This window comes from Sphingomonas naasensis, assembly GCF_004792695.1.
Lineage (GTDB): Bacteria > Pseudomonadota > Alphaproteobacteria > Sphingomonadales > Sphingomonadaceae > Sphingomonas > Sphingomonas naasensis.
In genome coordinates, this window is sequence record NZ_SRXU01000006.1 from 253,512 (window position 1) to 273,600 (window position 20,089).

General features: G+C 68.8%; 14 protein-coding genes. 3 read left to right on the forward strand and 11 right to left on the reverse strand.

The genetic code is table 11. The features are described from left to right. Positions 1-22 precede the first annotated feature (22 nt). The 5 genes from E5A74_RS14830 to E5A74_RS14850 form a co-directional block, all read right to left on the reverse strand. A complete protein-coding gene (locus E5A74_RS14830) occupies positions 23-1,261 on the reverse strand; it encodes a cytochrome P450 (protein ID WP_135986310.1) in 1,239 nt (412 codons plus the stop codon). Further along, entirely contained in the window at positions 1,258-2,874 is a 1,617-nt protein-coding gene (locus E5A74_RS14835; RefSeq protein ID WP_135986312.1) for a Dyp-type peroxidase, read from the reverse strand. Before E5A74_RS14835 ends, E5A74_RS14830 begins: the two co-directional genes overlap by 4 nt. After that, on the reverse strand, positions 2,856-4,481 hold the full coding sequence (locus tag E5A74_RS14840; RefSeq protein ID WP_135986314.1) for a hypothetical protein: 1,626 nt from the start codon (positions 4,479-4,481) through the stop codon (positions 2,856-2,858). Before E5A74_RS14840 ends, E5A74_RS14835 begins: the two co-directional genes overlap by 19 nt. 214 nt (positions 4,482-4,695) lie before the next feature. Then, entirely contained in the window at positions 4,696-5,484 is a 789-nt protein-coding gene (locus E5A74_RS14845) for a ZIP family metal transporter (protein ID WP_240699826.1), read from the reverse strand. A 162-nt stretch (positions 5,485-5,646) separates the two neighbouring features. Continuing rightward, positions 5,647-8,703 carry a TonB-dependent receptor domain-containing protein gene (locus tag E5A74_RS14850; protein WP_135986316.1) on the reverse strand — a complete coding sequence of 1,019 codons (3,057 nt, stop codon included), beginning with the start codon at positions 8,701-8,703 and terminating at the stop codon, positions 5,647-5,649. A 255-nt stretch (positions 8,704-8,958) separates the two neighbouring features. Between E5A74_RS14850 and E5A74_RS14855 the strand changes: the two genes are divergently transcribed. Together E5A74_RS14855 and E5A74_RS14860 are read left to right on the forward strand one after the other, a co-directional pair. Further along, positions 8,959-10,509, forward strand: coding sequence for an MFS transporter (locus tag E5A74_RS14855; protein ID WP_240699827.1), 1,551 nt, complete (start codon positions 8,959-8,961; stop codon positions 10,507-10,509). Further along, positions 10,506-11,510 (forward strand): serine hydrolase domain-containing protein, encoded by a 1,005-nt coding sequence (locus tag E5A74_RS14860; protein ID WP_135986318.1) that lies wholly within the window; start codon positions 10,506-10,508, stop codon positions 11,508-11,510. Before E5A74_RS14855 ends, E5A74_RS14860 begins: the two co-directional genes overlap by 4 nt. Here E5A74_RS14860 and E5A74_RS21135 read toward each other — a convergent pair. Both E5A74_RS21135 and dacB read right to left on the reverse strand, forming a co-directional pair. Beyond that, positions 11,498-11,818 (reverse strand): ribosomal protein L7/L12, encoded by a 321-nt coding sequence (locus E5A74_RS21135; RefSeq protein WP_206365884.1) that lies wholly within the window; start codon positions 11,816-11,818, stop codon positions 11,498-11,500. The genes E5A74_RS14860 and E5A74_RS21135 overlap by 13 nt on opposite strands. 16 nt (positions 11,819-11,834) lie before the next feature. Further along, positions 11,835-13,268, reverse strand: a complete 1,434-nt coding sequence (gene dacB / locus E5A74_RS14870; protein WP_135986320.1) for a D-alanyl-D-alanine carboxypeptidase/D-alanyl-D-alanine endopeptidase — start codon at positions 13,266-13,268, stop codon at positions 11,835-11,837. A 149-nt stretch (positions 13,269-13,417) separates the two neighbouring features. Between dacB and E5A74_RS14875 the strand changes: the two genes are divergently transcribed. After that, a complete protein-coding gene (locus tag E5A74_RS14875; protein ID WP_135986323.1) occupies positions 13,418-15,007 on the forward strand; it encodes a class I SAM-dependent methyltransferase in 1,590 nt (529 codons plus the stop codon). Positions 15,008-15,040: 33 nt separating this feature from the next. Here E5A74_RS14875 and E5A74_RS14880 read toward each other — a convergent pair whose 3' ends face one another. The 4 genes from E5A74_RS14880 to dgcN all read right to left on the reverse strand — a co-directional run bounded on the left by E5A74_RS14880 (position 15,041) and on the right by dgcN (position 20,058). Then, positions 15,041-16,285 carry a dicarboxylate/amino acid:cation symporter gene (locus E5A74_RS14880; RefSeq protein ID WP_135986324.1) on the reverse strand — a complete coding sequence of 415 codons (1,245 nt, stop codon included), beginning with the start codon at positions 16,283-16,285 and terminating at the stop codon, positions 15,041-15,043. 235 nt (positions 16,286-16,520) lie between these two features. After that, complete coding sequence (locus tag E5A74_RS14885) at positions 16,521-18,080, reverse strand: N-acyl-D-amino-acid deacylase family protein (RefSeq protein WP_135986326.1); 1,560 nt, start codon at positions 18,078-18,080, stop codon at positions 16,521-16,523. Next, entirely contained in the window at positions 18,077-19,066 is a 990-nt protein-coding gene (gene dgcA / locus E5A74_RS14890; protein ID WP_135986328.1) for an N-acetyl-D-Glu racemase DgcA, read from the reverse strand. Before dgcA ends, E5A74_RS14885 begins: the two co-directional genes overlap by 4 nt. After that, a complete protein-coding gene (gene dgcN / locus E5A74_RS14895) occupies positions 19,024-20,058 on the reverse strand; it encodes an N-acetyltransferase DgcN (protein WP_206365885.1) in 1,035 nt (344 codons plus the stop codon). Before dgcN ends, dgcA begins: the two co-directional genes overlap by 43 nt. Between the last annotated feature and the right edge of the window lie 31 nt (positions 20,059-20,089).

The following is a 20,089-nucleotide window of genomic DNA, read 5'->3' on the forward strand; positions in this document are numbered from 1 at the left end:
CTGCGCAAGCGGGAGCCCGGGCCTAGCCGTAGGTCACCACCAGCCGCTCGGCGAACGGGCCGCTCTTGCGCAGCTTGCCTTCCTTGCCGGCGGCGCGGCGCAGATTGGGTTGCCGGAGCAGCGGCTTGAGCATCAGGTGGAGCGTGGCGTGGTTGATGTGCCGCCCGAAGCATTCGTGCAGCCCGAAGCCGAAATGCATGTAATCGCTCGCCGGGCGATCGGGATCGAAGCGCTTGGGATCGGCGACGCGGCGCGGGTCCATCATCGCCGAGGCGAAGGCGGCGAGCACCTGCGCGCCGGCGGGAATCACCGTCGCATGCGACGTGCCGCGCCCGATCGTCCAGTCGGCCAGCGCGACGCGCGGTAGCCCCGGCGCGAGCGGATCGAAGCGCATCGCCTCGAACACATAGCCGCGCAGCCGGGCATCGTCGTCGGCGCGCGCCGCTGCCTGCGCCTCGGCGAGCACCTGCGGCCGGCGGAGCAATTGCTCCATCGCCTGCGGCACCACCATCGGCGGCTGCGGCGGCCCGCCGACGATGAACCCCATCAGCGAGGTGCGGATGAAATCGTCGCTATAGGCGGCGTCGCCGGCCTTTTGCAGCGCGAGGCAGCGCGCGAGCACATCGTCGTTGCCGGTATCAATGCGGCGACGGGCGATCTCGTTCTGGATGTGCATGCGCAGCGCCGGCGCGATCTCGTCGACTTCCTTGCGCAGCGCCGGATCATTGCCCTGATCGACGAACTGGAACTCGAACAACCGGGTGCCCCAGACGCGCAAATCGCCGCCGGGCGGATCGGGCACGCCGAGATAATCGCCGAGCATGGTGAAGGTGACGCGTCGCACCAACGTGTCGACCACGTCGATCCGGCCGCCGGCCTCGGCGACGATCTTCTCGGCCTGCGCCTCGGTCCGCGCGGCGAGCAGCGGCAGATCGTCGGCGCGGACCACCTTGCGCATCGCATCGGTGTCGTGGCGATATTCCGGGGTGTCGCCCATGCCGAGGAAGAAGGGCTGATCGCCCATGATCACATCGAGATGCGGCTTGTAGACCACCCCGAACACCGGATCGGTGGCGAACACCTCGCGCACATCGTCGTAGCGCGAGGTGAGATAGTTGGTCTTGCCCATCTTCATCACCGGCTTCCAGCGCCGGAGAAAGGCGAAGAAATACGGCATCAGCGCGAACACCATGCGCTGCGCCCAGGCCTTGAATCCCGTGGGGCCGGGGCGGAGCACGTCGCGGGAGGTGAGCGCGCTCATAGCGACGCCAGATACCGGATCGCCGGCATGCTCGGGAGGAAGAAATATTCGCCGCCCGCCATCTGGACGAAGGTGTCGACCTCGATGATCCGGCGCAGCGGCTTCTCGGGGATGGTCAGCATCCCCCGCGGCCCGAGCAACGGATCGGTCTCGTCATAGAGGAAGGCGAAGTTGGGGTTGAGCATCCACGTCTGCTGGACAAACTCGAACTGACGCGTGATGTCGGTGTTGAGGCAGATGAACAGCAGCCCGCGGTCCTTGCCGTCGTCGGTCTGCGGGTCCGCGATCGTCGGCCCATATTTGCGCCCGCGGCGCAGGATGCGGTGGTTGTTCGCCGCATCGAGCAGCGTCTGCTTGTCGCTCGGCTTGGGCGCGAGCCCGTCGCGCGGATTGCCGCGGCGGACATGGCTTCCCAGCGGACAGCCGAGCCCGAGCCGATCGCGATCATAGAACAGGAAATCGTTGTCGGGCTGGTTGTACTTGTCGACCGGCAGCACCCCGGTGGGGTTGACCGGGCAGAGCAGGTTGCCGTCGAGATCGCGCCCGATCACCCGGGTGGCGAGCCAGTGCGCGTCGATATGCCCCGAATGCTCGGGATCGCGCTTGTTGATCCGTTCGGCGGCCTCGCCCATCGATTTCCAGAAGGCGGCGACGTTCTGCTTCAATTCGCGCACGACCATGTAGCTGCCGTCGAGCCCGAGATCGAGAAAGCCCTCGCCGCGCGCATGCGCGGGAAGGCCCGCCGCGCGCCCCTCGGGCGTGTCGATCACCACCGGGCCGAGCGCGACTTCGTGATGGCCGTTGACATGCCCCATCAGCACCTCGCCGAGCGGCACCCCGTTCCACGGATCCTGCGGATAGTCCGCGCCGCCCTTGACGGTGACCACGCCCGGCTCGAACGGCGCCGGCTGCGACACGCCATCGGCAAAGCCGAAATGCTCGCGCGCGATGCCGCGTTCGTCGGGACGCAGATCGAGCGGGAGATCATGGACGATCTTCACATTGTGCGGCGCGAGCGCGTCGCCCACCGCGCGGCACCACGCCTCGGCCGATTCCTCGTCCTTCTCGTAGAGCAGCAGCAGCGCGTGGACGGTGATCGGCGTGACGATATGCTCCTCGACCACCTTCTCCTCATCGTCGAAGGCGCGCGCCTCGCTGTCGACCGCAGCATTGTCGAGCGGGGTGTTGCCGCTCCATTTGGGTCCGCCCTCGATCACCGTGCCGAGCCATTTGCCCTCGCGCCGATCGCCGAGCCGGCGCAGCCGGTCCTCCTGGAACATGCCTTCCTTGAACGGGCGATCGAACGAGGCGAGCGTGTTGGCGTTGAGCCCCATTTTGCGCAGCCCCTCCCAGGTGAAGCCGAGCCCCGCGGCCCGCGCCTCCCTGCCATCGGCATCGCTGATCGGCGCGATCGCCTGCAGCGCCGCGAGCCACGCGCCGCCACCCTTTTTGGGGGCCTTGTCCCAGCAGAATTGCAGGAACAGCGAGCGGCCGGTGGGCAGCGTCGCAAAGCCGCTCACCACCATGCCCTGGGTCAGCGTGTCGTGCGGCGGCGCAAGCTTCCAGCTCGGCGGGCCCTTTTGCGGTGCGGCGCTCACAGGTCGTTGATCCACAAGGCGGCGTCCTTGTCCGAGAGGGTTCGCTTGCGGAGCCCGATCGCGATGCGGAAATTCCGCTCGATCTGCTCGGCGGTGAGATTCTTGTAGGCCGAGTACCAGAAGCGGCTGACCGACATCGAATGCCGGGCCCATTCCTTGAACTGGCGGCCATGGCTGGCGCCGTCCTTGACGAGGAAGCGGGTGGGCGGGAAGCCGACGCCGCAGCACCACGCCAGCGTGAGCCCGGCATGCGCCTTCTCGATGAAATCATCGAGATAGCTCTCCCAGGTCTGGTCGAAGTTCGAGAAGAACATCAGCCGGCTCTTGTTGTTGACCATCGCCCAATGGGCGAAATGGATCGTGCGCATCGAGCCGAGATAGCCCTGACGCGCGACGATCCGCAGCACCAGGCCGAGCCCGAGATGGCCCGCGCGGATCAGGATCATGCGCAGGATGCCCGGCTTGATCAGCACGATCGAGCCCATGTGGTTCTGCGGGATCCAGTCCTCGCGCCGCGCCATCTCGCGCAGCATCTTCGGATCGACCGGCGGCGCATCCTGCGAGGCGTCGCCGCGCTCGAGCACGCGCAGCCAGAACACGATGCCGGCGACCGTCACCGGCACGCAGGCGAGCCCCCAGAGCAGCCAGGTGATCATGCCGTGCCACGCCGCGTCGAAGCTGCGCGCCGTGAACAGCATCGAGATCGGCGTGCCGATCGCCACCGCGATCACCAGATAGCCGAGCACGAACAGCACCAGCGGCAGCAATTGCTGGAAGAACAATTTGAGGAAGCTGAACCGCGTCGCCACCCCGGTTCCGGGCAACGCCACGCCGATCTTGCCGAGCATCGCCGCGAAACCGAGAAAGGCCACGGCGAGCAGGATGAAATAGCGATCGGTCGGCATGATCAGGCTGAGGATCAGCCCGGGGATCGACAGCGCGAACACCGCCGCGATGACGAAGCCGATCAGCCGCGCCCAATCGGCGATGTTGTCGGCCAGCGGGATACGCTTCGGCGCGGAGTGGTCGAGCCAGCCGAAGCCGGGCAGCAGCGCGGCGCGCAGCTTGGCGTGGATTTGGCTCGGGCTGAGCACGCGATACGGATTGGGCCCGTCGACATTGGCGCAGCGCAGCTCGACGCGGGTCGCCTCGAACAATGCATGCTCGGCGAGGATGCGATCGCGCGTCATCCCGCGATTGCCGTGATGATAGACGGTCGGCGTCAGCGCGCGCCGCTCGAGATAGGGCGCGATCGGCGCGCGCGCGTTCGCCGCGACGATCGAATCGAACAGCGGCCCGTCATTGTCGAGCGGTCGCTTGCAGCAGCGCAGCATCAGCCGCAGATCGGGCCCGATCGCCGATTCGAGCTGCGCCCAGAACGGCCCGCGGGCGCCGTCGAAATTCGCCTCGATCACGAACAGCGGATCATAGTCGAACCCCGGGAACACGCTCAGCGACATGAAGTGCAGCGCCGGCACGCGGGTCAGGAAGTCGGCGAACGGCCCCTCGCCTCCCGACGGATCGGTGCTGCGCCGGTTGCGCAGCCGGTCGAGCAGCGACGACAGGTGATCGTAGCTCTCCGGCTTTACCTCGAGCGCCACGGACAAAGTGGTTTGTCGCATGCCTCTCCCCCTTACGCGCGCAGCCGCCGCCCCTGGCGAACCGCGAGTCGCGAGAGAATGTCACACAGCCGAAAAGACAAAGATAGGATAGAACCGACGTGTCACGAGGTAATCACGACGAGCGCGCAAGATGCGTTGCCCATGAAATCAAACACTTGGCGCGACGCCCACGAAACAATCGAGGCAAATGATTGGGTAACCGCGTTTGCGCGGCCTAGCCGAACGTGGTGTCGAGGAACATCATCGCGGCGAGTCCGATCATCAGCCCGGTGCTCACCTTGCCCCCGCCGTTGATCCGCGCATGCGCGTCGGGGATGATGTCCGACGCGACGACATAGATCATCGCGCCCGCGGCGAGCCCCAGCCCCCACGGCAGGAACGCCTGCGCCAGCGTGACGATGCTCACCCCGATCAGCCCCGCCACCGGTTCGACCAGCCCAGAGGCGGTGGCGATCAGCACCGCCGGGCCGCGCGCATAGCCGATCGAGATCAGCGCGACCGCGACCGCGAGCCCTTCGGGGATGTTCTGCAGCCCGATGCCCAGCGCGGTGACCCGGCCGGCATCGAAATCGCCGCCGCCGAAGCTCACCCCCACCGCCATGCCCTCGGGGAAATTGTGCAGCGTGATCGCCGCGACGAACAGCCAGATCCGCCGCACCGACACGCTCGCCGCGGCGATCCCCGGCGGCCCGAGCCCGAGCTTGTCGAGCGGCGGCACCCAATCGTTGAGCCGTGCGATGATGAAGGCGCCGAGCAGCACCGCGGCGACGACGGTGATCGACGCGCCGGCCGCGCTCGCGCCCTGCTGCTTGGCGACGTCGATCGCGGGCAGGATCAGCGAGAAGAAGCTCGCCGCGAGCATCACCCCCGCGGCGAAGCCGAGCAGCAGATTCTGCTGCTCGTCGCTCGGTCGGCGCAGGAACAGCGCGGGCAAGGCACCCAGCCCGGTGGCCATGCCCGCGCACAGGCTGCCCAGCGCTCCGGCGGCGACGATCTCGTTCACGGCGTCTGCACCAATGGTCTGGACCTCCCCGGCGCGCGACGCACCGGCGCGCATTTCAGCAACCCCTGCCCGTTTCGGCAAGTTCCCTGCCGGGCGGGGCGAAAACGAAAAAGGGCCGCGGCGGGATTTCCGCCGCGGCCCTTCGCCTCCCCCCGGAGCGGATCAGAATTTGACTTCGACGCCCACCGTGAAGCTGCGGCCGCGCGGATCCGCCACACGCGGCTCCCACGAGCCACCGGCGCCGGTGTTGCCGTCATAGGTGATCGCGAAGGGCGGATCGGTATCGAACAGGTTCCGCACGCCCATGGTCAGCTTGTAGTTGGGCGACAGGCCCGTGTAGCTCGCCGACAGGTTGTAGATGATATAGTCCTTCACGAACGCGTTATATTCGGGGCGAGTGATCGCGCCCGAGGCGATGCCGGGCAGCGCGCCGTTCCTGTAGCCCTTGCGGAAGAGCTGGCTCAGCGACAGGCTGATATCGTCGTTCGAGTAGCTGATGAAGGCGTTGTGCTTCCAGCGCACGCCGAGATCGCCGGCAAAGCTGAACACGCCGATCAGGCTCGGGCCATATTGCGCGGTCGGCGTCAGCTTCTCGCGCTTCTTGAGCAGCAGCGTGCCGTCGAGGCCCGCCATGATCCGGCTGTTCTCGCTGAATTCGACGCCGCCGCGCAGTGAAACCTCAAGCCCCTGGGTGCGGCGCGAGCCGGCGTTTATCCAGCGCTGGTCGATGATCTCGATTGGCGTGCCCGCGCCGCCCGGCCGAAAGAAGCGCTCGGGGAACAGCGCGGCATTCTCGATCAGCTGGCGCAGCGTGAGCGTCTGGATCGTGTTGTCCACCGCGATCGACCAGAAATCGACCGAGGCGCTGAACAGTCGCGCCGGCTGGATCACGACGCCGACGCTGAACTGCTTCGCGGTCTCGGGCCCGAGTTCGCGATTGCCGCCGGTGGCGATTTCCGGGCGGATGAACGCGCAGGCCGGATTGGTCAGATTGGGCACACCGCCGGGACAGGCGACCGGATCGGCGAGATCGCTACCCGAATAGGGCGACAGCGTCACGCCGTTGAAGATCTGGTTGAACGAGGGCACGCGGAAGCCGGTATTGTACGATCCGCGGAACATTATCTGCTCGATCGGCCGATATTTGACCGACACCTTCGGATTGGTCGTCGATCCAAACAGCGTATAATCGTCGATACGCACCGCGCCGGTGATCTCGAAGCCGGGGAACAGCGGCACCAGCACTTCGGCATAGGCAGCCTTCACCGTGCGGTTCTTTGGGGTCAGCGCGTTGACGTTGTCGAACGCCGCGAGGAAGATCACCGGCGCAGTCGCCGCCGCGGCGTCGGATCCGTTGAACGAATAGGTCTCCTTGCGCACGTCGAGGCCCGCCGCCATCTGGACGTCGCCGCCCCAGACCGGGAAGAGCGAGCCCGAGATCGAGACGTCGAACTGCTTCACTTCATACTGGCCCCCATACAGCGTGGCGCCATAGGCCGAGACCGATTCGAGCGCGGCGAGGCCCTCGGCAGTCTGGGTGGTGCTGAACGGATTGATCAGGCCGCTGTTCATCAAGCCGACCAGACCGCGCGGGACCTGGCCGTTGATCAGCGCCGCGCCGGCGACCGCCGGGGCATTGGGATCGAAATCGCCATTGCCCAGCGTGCCGCGATAATAATAGCCGGTGCCGAGCACCGATGCGGACTCGCTCTTCGCATAGGATGCGCCAGCGCGATAATCCCAGTCGCCCACGCCGAACATCGGGCCCTCGACGCCGAAGGCGGCACGGAAGGTCTTGGTCTCGGTCACATATTCGCGCGTGCCGCAGGCGATGCAGCGCCAGCGATAGGCGATCGGCCGGCCATAGCGCCCGTCGAGCGCGGCCGCCTGCGCCGGGAATGCCGCGCGGATCGCATTGAACACGCTGTTGTACGTCGTCGCGGTCATGCTGTTGAGCGGATAGGCGATCGCGAGGTTGGTGGTGTTGGCAGTGAGCTGCGCGTTCGAGAAGCGCTTGGCCGAGGTCGCGTCCGATCCGGTGACCTCGAGCGACATCTGATGCCCCTCGCCGAGATTGACCACGCCGCGGCCATAATAGGTCAGCGTGTTGATCGGCTGCTGGAGCACAGCGGCGCGGCCGGTGTCCCACGCGCAGGCATAATAAGCCGTCGGCGCGTTCCACAGGACCTCGTCATACGGCAGCCCGCCGTCCATCGATTCGCAGCCGGCGCCGCCGGGCAGATCGAGAATGTTGATCCCGCCCGCCGCGGCGTTGGCATTGTTGGGCGCGGTCAACGTCAGCCCGGTGAGCAACGTCCCGTTCTGCGTGATGCTGTTCGGCCGCGTGTTGGCGCCGATGTTGAACGCCGTCGCAATCGGCGTGCCGCGGGTGTCGATCGTGAGGCCGCGTTCGGGCTGATAGCCGTTGACGAAGGGGCGATCCTCGCCGCGCAGCGCCCGGTTCCAGCTATAGGCGACCGCGCCCATCACGTTGAAGCCGTCCTTGTCGAGATCGCCATAGCCGGCGATGCCCGAGAGCCGGTAGATGTTGCCGCCGCCGGCTTCGGTGACGTCGGTGAAGCCCTGCAGGCCGAGGCCCTGATAGTCCTTGCGGGTGATGAAGTTGATCACGCCGCCGACCGCGTCGGTGCCGTAAATCGCCGAGGCGCCGTCCTTGAGCACTTCGACGCGCTCGATCGCCGCGAACGGGATCTGGTTGACGTCGACCGCACCGCCGGTGAGGCCGTGCGCGGCGACGCGGCGGCCGTTGAGCAGCACCAGCGTCGCGGCGCTGCCCTGGCCGCGCAGGTTCGCCGCAGAGAGGCCGTTGGTGCCGCGCTGCGCGCCCGAGGTGACGTCGGCGTTCGAGGCGAGATTGTCCGCGCCGGTGCCGTTCGTGCTCAGGAACATGATCAGCTGCTCGGGGCTGCTGATCCCGTTGCGCGAGATTTCCTGGTTGGTGATGATCTGCAGCGGCAGCGCCGAATTGTTCGGATTCTGGCGAATGCGCGAGCCGGTGATGAGGACTTCCTGCTCGCGCCCGCCGCGATCCCGGCCGTCTTCCTGATCGGCATCGGACACCGGCACCGCTGCGCCGGTGGGCGTCGCCGCCTCGGCGGTCGACTGGTCGGAGGTCTGCGCAGCAGCCGGCGTCACCGCCAGCGCGGCAAATGCCGTCCCCGAGACCAGCAAAGTCCTGAACGCCGTGAATCCAGCCATGTGATGTGCCCCCGTTGCCCCGCCTGCCCACGGCCGAGCCTGACCATTAAGTAACAGGAATGTTTCGCCCCGTCATAGTTTCTGTTCAGAAAGTCATAGCCCAACGGCATGTTTCACCGAAGAATTGTGTCGTTGTTGCAACACCTTCGGCATTGACTGGTGCGGGCCGCCGGGCGAGCCTGCCGGCTGGATCACGGTTCGGCGGGAAACGCATCATGACGCAGCATCGGCGGCACCATCGGTCGGCATCCGCGCTTGACTGAGACGACGGCTGCCGGCGCGAGCGGCATTCCCGGCGGCTTCCCCCGCATGGCGCTGTACGTGCTGCTCGGCTTCTCGGCCGGGCTGCCTTTCTACATGTTCTCGACCGTGCTCAGCGTGCGGCTCGCCGATCACGGCGTCGCGCTCGCGATCATCGGCTTCTTCGCCTGGGTGCAATTGCTGCCCACCTTCAAATTCCTTTGGGCGCCGTTGCTCGATCGCTACGACGTGCCCGGCTTCGCGCGCTTCTTCGGCAAGCGGCGTGGCTGGATCCTGCTGTCGCAGCTCGGCATCTTCACCTCGATGCTGGCGATGGCGCTGTTCCATAGCGACGCCAGCCTGCCGCTCACCGCGCTGCTCGCGGTGCTGCTCGCCTTCTGGACCACCACGCTCGAGGTCGCCGCCGATGCGTGGCGCATCGAGCTCGCCCCGACCCCCGGCGAGCAGGGGCCGATCGCGGCGTCGAACCTGTGGGGCTATCGCACCGCGATGGTCGCGGCGGGCAGCGGCGCGCTGCTCTTCGCCGATGCCGCGGGCAGCGTCGCGCCGATGCTGCGCAGCATCGGCATCGCGCCGGGCTGGCAGGCTTCGTACCTGCTGATCGCCGCCGGCGCCGCGGTGCCGCTGCCGATCCTCGCGCTGCTGCCGCGCCAGCCCGGCTGCGGCGGCGAACGCGCGGTGGCGCTGGCCACCGGGCTCGCCGCGAGCGCAGCGATCCTGCTCGCCTTCGCCGCGGCGACCGCGGCGATCGGCTGGCTGCTGCTGAGCGCCGCGGCCGCCAGCGGGATCAACTCGAAGACCGATGTGACCACCCCGGTGCTGGTGATCGCGATGGCCCCTTTCGTGATCATGGCGCTGCTGACGCCGTGGATCCGCAAGCTCGCGCCCGATTCGGGTCCGCGCAGCTCGGCGGCGATCGGGCCCTATATCGATTTCTTCTGGCGCTACGGTTTCATGGCGATCGCCGTGCTCGCCTTCGTCTCGGTCTATCGGATGGGCGACGTCCTCGCGCTGGTGCTGTCCAAGCCGATGATCCTGAGCCTCGGCTATACCAAGACGCAGATCGGCTGGGCCGACGGCGCGGTGGCGCTGATCGCGAGCATCGTCGGCGTCGGGCTGGGCGGCTGGATGGTGACGCGGTGGCGCTGGGGCGTGACGCTGACCGCGGGCGCGATCTTCGCGGCGATCGGCAATTTCGGCTTCGTCTGGCTGGCGCACCAGCCGGTGAACCAGAACACGCTGTATCTTGCCACCGCGGCCGACCAGTTCGGCAACGGCATGGCGGGGGCGGTGTTCGTCGTCTACCTGTCGATGCTGTGCAACCCGCGCTACCCGGGCGCGCAATATGCGTTCCTGTCGGGCTTCGCGTTCATGCTGTCGCGGCTGCTCGCCGGGGCCGGCGGGCAGCTCGTCGAGCGGCTCGATGCCGCCGGCTATAACGGCTTCGACCTGTTCTTCCTCGGCTCGGGCGTGGTGAGCCTCGCGGCGCTGCTGTTCCTGCCGCTGCTCGCACGGGCGCAGCCGCGCGCGGACGACCGGGCATGATCGCGGCGTTCGCGCCCGCCGCAGCCGCGGTCGCCGACGGGCGCATCCCCGGCGCGACGCTCGGCATCGTCGCCGCCGACGGCCGCCGCTGGGTGCATCATGCCGGCAAGGCCGCGCTCGTGCCCGAGCCGGAGGATCTGACCGAGGACCATTGGTTCGATCTCGCCTCGGTCTCGAAGGTGATCGCCACCACGACGATGATCCTGCGGCTCGCCGATTTGGGAAAGCTCGATCTCGACGCGCCGCTGACCAGCGCGATCCCCGATCTGCGCCAATACGACGTCGCCAACGCCGCCGAGAGGAAGCTGACGTTCCGCGACTGCCTTGCCCATCGGACCTTCTTCCCCGCGGTCGAGCCGATCTACACCTATGGCGACGATCCGGCGCGGCTGCGCGCCTTCGTGCTCCAGCGCGAATGGCGCCACGGTCCGCCGGCCTATTCGGACATCAACTTCCTGCTGCTCGGCATCGCGATCGAGCGGATCACCGGGCAGCCGCTGGGCGCATGGAGCCTGGACGAGGGCCTGAGCTTCGGCCCGCCCCCCGGCCCCGCGGTCGCCACCGAGGCGTGCAGCTGGCGCGGGCGGGTGCTCAAGGGCGAGGTGCACGACGAGAATTGCTTCGCGATGGGCGGGCAAACCGGCCATGCCGGGCTGTTCGGCACCGCCGCCGGCGTGCTCGGTTTCGCGCAGGGGCTGCTCGACGGCAGCGGGGCGAGCCCGGCGATGCTGGAGGCGATCCGCACCCCGCAATATGACCACCGCACCTGCGGCTGGGAGCGTAAGTTCGCAGGCTGGTCGGGCGGGCAGGCCTGCTCGGACGCGACGATCGGCCATACCGGCTTCACCGGCACCGGGCTGTGGATCGATTTCGACCGCGGGCTCGCCTGGACCTTGCTCACCAACCGCGTCCATCCGACCCGGCATCGCGACAGCGGCATCTTCCAGCTGCGACCGGAGACGGGCGATGCCGTGATCGCGGCGTGGGATCAGGGCGCCTGACGCTCGATCGCGTCGACCAGATCCTTGGTTTCCTTGAGCCCGAGATGGGTCGCGTCGCGCGCCAGCTTGATCGCGTCGATCTTGCGGCCCGCCGCCAGCAGCGCGCGGACCTGTTGCTCGACGTCTTCGGGCAAGGTGCCGGCCGGCAGCGTCGCGGGCGGGAAGCGCGCGGCCGGCATCGGACGGTTGGCGCGATAGCTGCCCGGCGCACCGCCCATGAGCGGATCGCGTTTGCGGCCCGAACGCAGCGCCATCGCGGCGAGCACGAGGATCAGCAGCGCGGCTGCGATCAGGACGGGAAGCGGCACGAACATGGCAGCTATGCTAGTTCGCCTCCGCGATCAGCACCAGCGCCGCGTCCATGAACTTCGTCGCACCCGCGTCCGCCGGCACGTCGTTGGCGAAGGCCGAGAAGGTCAGCGTCTTGCCGCTTTTCGCGATCAGATAGCCCGACAGCGCGTTGGTCGCGTTGAGCGTGCCGGTCTTGGCGAAGAGCCTGCCCTCGAGCGCGGTGCCCTTGAAGCGCCGCCTCAGCGTGCCGTCGACTCCCGCCACCGGCAGCGAGGCGCGCCATGCCGCGCCCCAAGGCTGGGCGGCGATCCAGCGCAGCATCTTGACCGCGCCGCGCGGGGCGACGCGGTTGTAGCTCGACATGCCCGATCCGTCGGACAGGTCCCACGCGGTGCGCGGCACCCCCGCCGTCTCGAGCATCGTACGGACCTCGGCGACGCCGTCGGCGATCGAGCCCGTGCCCCGGCGCAGCCCGGTACGGCGCAGCAGCAGCTCGGCGTGGAGATTCTGGCTGACCTTGTTGATGATCACCACGTCCTCGGCGAGCGGCGACGGGGTTAGCTTCGCGAGCGCCGGCTGCACCGGGGGCCGCGCGGCGGGCGCGCCTGCGCGGTTGCGCGGATCGTCCTCCGGCATCAGCGGCCGGTGCCGCGCCGACACCGCGCCGGTCACCTTGACGCCCCGCGCCGCGAGCAGGCCCTTGAGCCGCCACGCGGCATAATGCGCCGGGTCGTCGATCCCGACGCTCTCCGGATCGGGCTTCGCGTCGACGCCGATCGTGCCGGTCAGCCGCAGCAATGTGCTGTTCGGCGCGCGGTCATAGCCGATCTTGCGCTCGGCGCCGGGCACGGTGACGGTGCGATTGTCGACGGTGAAATAGGGCAGCGGCAATGCCACCTTCGCCGGCGCGCCGACCGCGCCGGGGGTGACTTCGACCACCAGCTCGTTGTCGTCGAGCGTGAGCGCCGAGATGCCGGTGCCGGAGCTGCTCGGAATGTTGTTCCAGCTCATCCCCGGGCTCCAGCGCTGATCGGGAAAGCGCGTATCGTCGCCGATAATGTTGCGCACCTGCCGCGTCTTCGCCGCCACGGCGTCGGCGAGCATCGCGAGGCAATCGACCTTGCAATCGTCGGCGCTCGACAGCCGCGCATCGCCATTGCCCTCGAGGACCAGGTCCTGCCCCTCGAGGCGCACCGCCGCGCCGCCCGCGGCATCGGGCTGGTCGAGCCCGGGCAGCGAGGCATAGGCCGCGGCGGTGGTGAACATCTTGGTGTTCGACGCCGGAATGAAGCGCCCGTCGGGATTGACCGCGACGATCTCGCGGCCTTCCCCGTCGGTCACGACCAGCCCGAAGCGGGTGCCGGTCGCGGCCTCGGCGAGGGTGGTCTCGACCTTTTGCTGCAGGCTCTGCGCGGCGGCGGGGCTGGCGGCGGCGAGGAGAAGCGGGAGCAGGAGCGATCGTTGCATGTCCGAAAGCCTAGAGCCAAACCGCCGCCGCGCAAACGCCCAGCGCGGGGCGGGGCATAACCGGCGGGTATCGCATCCGCGCCGTGCGCCGGCGCCGGGGCCGAGATCGCGGCTTTCGCCCGGGTGACGCTGACCCTAGGGTGTTCCCGATGCGCGCCGCCCCCGAGCTTTTCCTCCACGCCCAAAACCTCGCCCGCACGGGCCGCCTTGACGAGGCGCGCGCGGCCTATGCGCGCAGCCTCGACGCGCATCCCGATTTCCTTCCCGGCTATCTCGCGCTGAGCGGACTCGCCGCGCATCTGGGCGATGCCGCCGCCGCGATCGCGGTGTTGCGCGCCGCGCTCGCCCGCGCCGAGGGCAATGCCGCCGCGCGCCACGCGATCCGGCGGCCGCTCGCCGGGTTGCTCGCATCGCTGCGGCCAACGGCATGGGATGCCCGCCTCGCCGCCGATCTGCGCGCCTGCCTCGCCGACGAGCAGCTCGACCCCCAGCCGCTCGCGGGAGTCACCGCGGCGCTGTTGCGTCATGCCGATGCCGCCGACCCGCTCTGGCCGATCTTCCTGACGCGCTGCATCAACACCGATCCCGCGATCGAGGCGCGGCTCGTCGTGCTGCGCGATGCGCGGATCGGCGCAGGCGACGCCCATGATCCGCTGGTGCCGGCGCTGGCGTGCCAGGCCCATGCCAATCAATATGTCTGGCCCGCGCCCGAAGCGGCGCCGGACGGGCTGCTGCGCGCGCTCGTCGCGCCGCCATCCGAACTGCCCGACGATCCCGCCTGGCAGCCGCTCGCCCGGCATTTGGAGGATAGCGTGATCGAGCTTGGGCTCGCCGCCGCGATCCCGAGCTTCTCGGACCCGGCCGCGGACGTCTCGATCAAGGTTCGTCGGCAATATGAGGCGCATCCCTATCCGCGCTGGCAGGCGCCGCCCGCATCGCGCCGCACCGATTTCGCCGCGCATCTCGCCGCCTTGCCCGGGATCGATCGCGCCGCGCTGCCGCCCGCGCCGCTGCGGCTGCTCGTCGCCGGTTGCGGCACCGGCTTCGAGGCGATCGACATGGCGCGGATCGACGCCAGCCTTTCGGTCACCGCAGTCGATCTCAGCCGTGCCAGCCTCGCCTTCGCGCAGCGCAAGGCCGATGCGCTGGGCATCGCCAATATCCGCTTCGTGCAGGGCGACATCCTCGCGCTCGATCGCCTCGGCGAGACGTTCGACGTCGCGACCAGCACCGGCGTGCTCCACCACATGGCCGATCCCGATGCCGGCCTCGCCAGCATCGTCGGCGTGCTCCGGCGCGGCGGCGTCGTCCGCCTCGCGCTCTACAGCCACCGCGCCCGCGCCCCGGTCCGCGCCGCGCATGCCCGGATCGCCGAACGCGGCTGGCAGGCGGACGCGGATGGCATCCGCGCCTTCCGCGCGCACATCCTGTCGCTACCCGCCGACGATCCGCTCGCGGTGCTGCGCGAGAGCGACGATTTCTACAGCCTCAGCGGCTGCCGCGACCTCGTCTTCCACGCGCACGAGCGGCACTATCGCTGGCCCGAGATCGCCGCGCTGATCGCGGGGGCGGGGCTGCGGCTGATCGGGCTCGACGCTTCGCCCGAGGCGATAACGCGCTTCGGTGCGATGCACGGCGCCGCGGCCGATGTGCGCGATCTCGCGCTTTGGGCCGCGCTGGAGGCGGAACACCCCTTCCTGTTCGCCGGAATGATCGCCTTGTGGTGCCAGAAGCTCTGAAAAATCCTCCCTCGCGAAGCGGGGGAGGATCAGCTAGGCGTAGTCGCTGGCGCGATAGACTTCCTCGTCGAGCTCGCCCTCCCAGCGCGCCACCGTGGTGGCGACGGTCAGGTTGGCGCTCGCGCTCGGCACGGTGCGGGTCATGTCGAGCAGTCGGTCGAAGGGCAGCACGAAGCCGACCACCAGCGCCGTCTGCTCGGGCGGGACGCCGACCGCCGAGAGCACCGCGGCGAGCATGAACAGCGACGCCGAGGGCACCGGCGCCGTGCCGAACGCGGCGAGCGCGCCGGTCAGCAGCACCACGCCATAGACTTGCGGCGTCAGCGGCGTGCCGAACGCCTGCAGCGCGAACATCGAGAGCAACCCGACATACATCGCGGTGCCGTCCTTTCCGATGCTCGCGCCGAGCGGCAGCACCGTCGAGAAGACCGGCCGCGCGATGCCGAGATTCTTTTCCGCCACGCGCATCGCCACCGGCAGCGTCGCCGAGCTCGAAGCGGTCGAGAAGGCGACGACCAGCGCGTCGACGATGCCGCGGAAGAAGGGCAGCAACGGCAATTTGGCGAGCAGCCTGAGGATCAGGCTGTGCACCACGACGATCTGGATCAGCGAGCCGAGCACCACCGCCAGCGCCAGCCAGCCGACATTGACGAACACCGCCGCGCCGTTCGCCGCCACCGCGTTGGCGATCAGCGCGAACACGCCAAACGGCGTCGCCTCCATCACGATCCCGACCACCTTGAGCAGCACCGCCGACGTCGATTGCAGTAGCGCCGCGAAGGGCTTGCCGGGCTCGCCCGCCACCACCGTGCCGACCCCGACGAGGATCGCGACGAAGATCAGGGCGAGCATGTCGCCCTTGGCGAGCGCTTCGAAGATGTTGAGCGGGATGATCCCGATCAGCTGCTGATAGGGCGTCACCGGATCGCCTAGCGCATGCGCGGTCGCGGTGCCGAGCGGCGCGCCGATGCCGGGCTGGACCAGCGCTGCGACCAGCATCCCGACCGACACGGCGACCGCGGTGGTCAGCGCGAACAGCCCGATCGTCCGCCCGCCGAGCCCGCCGAGGCGCTTCGGATCGGCGAGCGCGGTGATCCCCGCCGCGATCGTCACCAGCACGATCGGCGCGACCAGCATCCGGATCGCGCGGACGAAGAGATCGCCCATGAACTGGACGTACGGCGTGCCTTGCGGCCAGACGAGCGCGAAGACGAGGCCCAGCGCCAGCGCGCCGAGCACGCGCTTCCACAGCGCGATGGCGAACCAGGCTTTCAGCATTCGGCGATCCGGATTTTTTGTTCACGCGGAGACGCGGAGACGCGGAGAAAAAAAGAATTGTTCGCGCAGAGGCGCAGAGGACGCGGAGGGGTTTCGCCCGACGCGAGGCGTCTTGCTTTCCTTCTGAGCGATTGAAGGCTGCTTTCGCCGCAGGGCCCAGTCTCTGCGCTCTCTGCGTCTCTGCGCGAACGAAAAAACTCCGCACCTCCGCGTCTCCGCGTGAGCCAGATAGCCATCACCGGCACGTCCCCGCGGTGGGCATGTGCGCCAGCGCGCGCCCGGCGGCCTTGCCGGTCAGCGCGCCGTGATCGAGCGCGACGACGCCGTTGACCACCACCGTCCGCACACCCTGCGCGAGCAGGGTCGGCTGCTCGTACGTGGCCCGCGCCGCATAGCTTGCGGGATCGAACACCACGACGTCGGCGAACGCCCCCCGCTGCAAATGCCCGCGCCCCGCGAGCCCGAAGGTGTCGGCGGTCAGCGCCGAGCTGCGTTCGATGAACTGGCGCAGCGTGATCACGCGATCGATCCTGGTGTATTTGTCGTACTTGCGCGCGAAGCTGCCATAGACGCGGGGGTGGCCGCCCGAGGCGTCCGAGCTGGTCATCACCCAGGGCTGCCGCATGAATTTGGCGATATCGGCCTCGCTCTGATTGAACGACACCACGCCCGGATCGCCGATGCGGATCACGCTGATCGCCGCGGTCACCGGATCCTGCCCCAGCTCCTTCGCGACGTCGGCAAGCGTGCGATTGGCGTATTTGCCCTCGACGATCAGCAGCTTGTCCGCGCCGCCGCGCTTGCGCAGATTCTCGGTGATCCCGGCGCGGAGCTTCGCGGCGAGCGCCGGATCGTCGAAGCGCCCGAGCAGCGCCGGGCGGCCGCCATCCTGCGCCCAGAGCGGCATCAGCGAGGCGACGAGGCTCGTCCCCGAAGCCGACCAGGGATATTGATCGGCGGTCACGTTCTGCCCTGCCCGCCGCGCGGCCTCGATCTTGGCGATGATCGCCGGGGCCTGACCCTGCACGTCGACGCCGAGCGCCTTGATATGGCTGATATGCGCCGGCAGGCCGCCCTGCCTGCCGATCGCGATCGCTTCGTCGATCGCCGCGGCGAGCCCGACGGTGTAGGAGGATTCGTCGCGGATATGGCTGTCGTACACGCCGCCGCGCTTCCCCGCCTCGCGCGCGAGCGCCACCACTTCGTCGGTCTTCGCGAAGCTCTGCGGCGCGTAGAACAGGCCAGTCGAGAGCCCGAGCGCGCCCTCGCACATTGCGCTCGCGACCAGCGTCTTCATCTGCGCCAGCTCGGCGCCGGACGGCGCGCGATCGGCCTCGCCCACCACTTTCTCGCGCACCGCGCCGAAGCCGACATAGGCGGCGTAGTTGATACCCACCGGCCTGCTCGCCGCGCTGCCCAACACATGCGCGACATCGGGACTGCCGCCGCCGTCATTGCCGATGAACGCCGTCGTCACGCCCTGCATCAGGAACGCCGGCACCAGCCGCTTCTGCGCGTCGTCCGAAGCGAGATCGCCGCCCATATGGGTATGCGGATCGATGAAGCCCGGCGCGACGATCATGCCGCTGGCGTCGATCACCCGCGCGGCGTCCACATCGGCATGACGGCGCACCGCGACGATCCGGTCGCCGGTGATCGCGACGTCGCCGACGAACGGTTCTGCCGAGCCCGTGTAGATCGTGCCCCCGCGGATCAGCAGATCGACCTTCTGCGGCGCGGGCGATGCCGCCCCCAGCGACAAGGTCGCGATCCCGAGCAGCAGCGCGACCTTCATAGCGTTCCCCAGAAACCCTTTTGCGGCGGCCACAGATAGCCGGCCTCGTCGCGCACCCCGCCGGGACGATCCTCCCTGAGCCAGATGGGACCGTCAAGGTCGACGAAGTCGCTCATCCGCGCGACGTGGAGCGCCGGCGCGATCGACAGCGACGAGCTGATCATGCAGCCGGTCATCAGCCCCAGCCCGCGCGCGCGCGCCGCCTCGGCGAGCGCCAGCGCCTCGGTGAGCCCGCCCGACTTGTCGAGCTTGACGTTGACCACCTGATAGCGCCGCGCGACCGTGTCGAGATCAGCGGCGACATGCACCGATTCATCGGCGCAGATCGGCACGTCGGGCGCGAAATTCTCGAGCCATTGATCGGCATCGGCGGGGACGGGCTGCTCGAGCAGATCGACGCGGAGCGCCACCAGCACCTGCTGCATCGCGCGGACCAGCCGCTCGTCCCAGCTCTCGTTGGGATCGACGATCAGCTTCGCCTCGGGCGCGGCATTGCGCACCGCGCGGATCTGCGCGTCGGGGATGCTCGCATCGACCTTGACCTTGATCAGCGGCGCATCGGCGATCTTGCTCGCGGCGACAGCCATCGCCATCGGCGTGTCGATGCCGATGGTGAGCGCGCTGACCAGCCGCTCGGGTTCGGGCGCGCCGATCTTGTCGGCGACGCTGCGGCCGCCGAGCCGCGCCTCGAGATCCCATAAAGCACAGTCGAGGGCGTTGCGCGCAGCGCCGGGCGGGAGCAGCCCGAGCAGCTGCGCGCGGTCCGCGCCGCCTTCGACGGCGACGCGCACTTCCTCGATTCCGGCAAGCGCGCTCTCGATGCTCTCGCCATAGCGGGCATAGGGCACGCCCTCGCCGCGCCCGATCATCCCCCCCTGCTCCAGCGCCACCGTGACCACCTCCGCCTGCGTCTTGACGCCGCGGGAGATCCGGAAGGGCTGGCTCAGTGGGAAGCTATCGTGCTGCGCGCGGAGGGTTCGGAACATAGCAGTTCGTCGAGGATCGCCTCGACTCCAAAGGCGATCGGATCGGTGCACGGCAGGCCGTAGCGGTCCTCGGTGCGGGCACAGGCCGCCCGCGCCGCCGCCGCATCCATCGCCGAGGTATTGAGGCAGATGCCCACTGCGCGGACGTCGGGGCTGGTCAGCCGCGCGACGAGCAGGTTCATCTCGATGCACTCGCCGAGATCGGGCAGCGCGCGCCCGGGAATCCCGCGCATGTGGAGCCGGTTGGGATCGTGGCACATCACGATCGCCTCGGCCTGCGCGCCGTGGAGCAATCCGGTCGAGACGCCGGCGAAGCTCGGGTGGAACAGCGAGCCCTGGCCCTCGATCAGGTCCCAGCCGTCATCGTCGCGCGCCGGCGCGAGCTGCTCGATCCCGCCCGAGATGAAATCGGCGACCACCGCATCGATCGGCACCCCGCCGCCCGCGATCAGGATGCCGGTCTGGCCGGTGGCGCGGAAATCGGCCTTGAGCCCGCGCGCCTGCATGCCCCTCGCCAGCGCGAGCGTGGTGTACATCTTGCCCACCGAGCAGTCGGTGCCGACCGTCAGCAGCCGATGTCCGGCGCGCGCATAGCCGTTGCCGACCTTGAGATCGGCCGGCGGATCGCGCACGTCGAACAGCTGCAAGCCCTTTTCCTGCGCCAGCGCGGCGAGCCGCGGCTCGTCGCGCAGCCGCTGGTGGAGCCCCGAGGCGACGTTCATCCCGGCCTCGAGCGCCGCCGCGGCGTCATCGACCAGATCGCGGCCGAGCATCCCGCCCGAATTGGCGATGCCGAGCACCAGCGTCCGTGCGCCCGCGGCCGCGCCCTCGGCGATCGTCAGGCGCGGCAAGCCGAGCGTGAGCGGGCAATCATCGTGGCGGAATTCGCCGACGCAATCCTCGGGGCGGAAGGTCGCCAGCCCTCTGGAGGTCTTGATACCGACCGAATCGGTGCTGTGGCCGAGATAGAGCAAATAGGGAGCGGGGATCATCACGAGTCATCCGTAATCCGCGCGCCCAATA

What these genes read in the sequence shown, in the direction of transcription:
- E5A74_RS14830 (WP_135986310.1), bottom strand. Translation starts at nt 1,261, where the DNA reads ATGAGCGCGCTCACCTCCCGCGACGTGCTCCGCCCCGGCCCCACGGGA.
- E5A74_RS14840 (WP_135986314.1), bottom strand. Translation starts at nt 4,481, where the DNA reads ATGCGACAAACCACTTTGTCCGTGGCGCTCGAGGTAAAGCCGGAGAGC.
- E5A74_RS14850 (WP_135986316.1), bottom strand. Translation starts at nt 8,703, where the DNA reads ATGGCTGGATTCACGGCGTTCAGGACTTTGCTGGTCTCGGGGACGGCA.
- E5A74_RS14860 (WP_135986318.1), top strand. Translation starts at nt 10,506, where the DNA reads ATGATCGCGGCGTTCGCGCCCGCCGCAGCCGCGGTCGCCGACGGGCGC.
- dacB (WP_135986320.1), bottom strand. Translation starts at nt 13,268, where the DNA reads ATGCAACGATCGCTCCTGCTCCCGCTTCTCCTCGCCGCCGCCAGCCCC.
- E5A74_RS14875 (WP_135986323.1), top strand. Translation starts at nt 13,418, where the DNA reads ATGCGCGCCGCCCCCGAGCTTTTCCTCCACGCCCAAAACCTCGCCCGC.
- E5A74_RS14880 (WP_135986324.1), bottom strand. Translation starts at nt 16,285, where the DNA reads ATGCTGAAAGCCTGGTTCGCCATCGCGCTGTGGAAGCGCGTGCTCGGC.
- E5A74_RS14885 (WP_135986326.1), bottom strand. Translation starts at nt 18,080, where the DNA reads ATGAAGGTCGCGCTGCTGCTCGGGATCGCGACCTTGTCGCTGGGGGCG.
- dgcA (WP_135986328.1), bottom strand. Translation starts at nt 19,066, where the DNA reads ATGTTCCGAACCCTCCGCGCGCAGCACGATAGCTTCCCACTGAGCCAG.
- dgcN (WP_206365885.1), bottom strand. Translation starts at nt 20,058, where the DNA reads ATGATCCCCGCTCCCTATTTGCTCTATCTCGGCCACAGCACCGATTCG.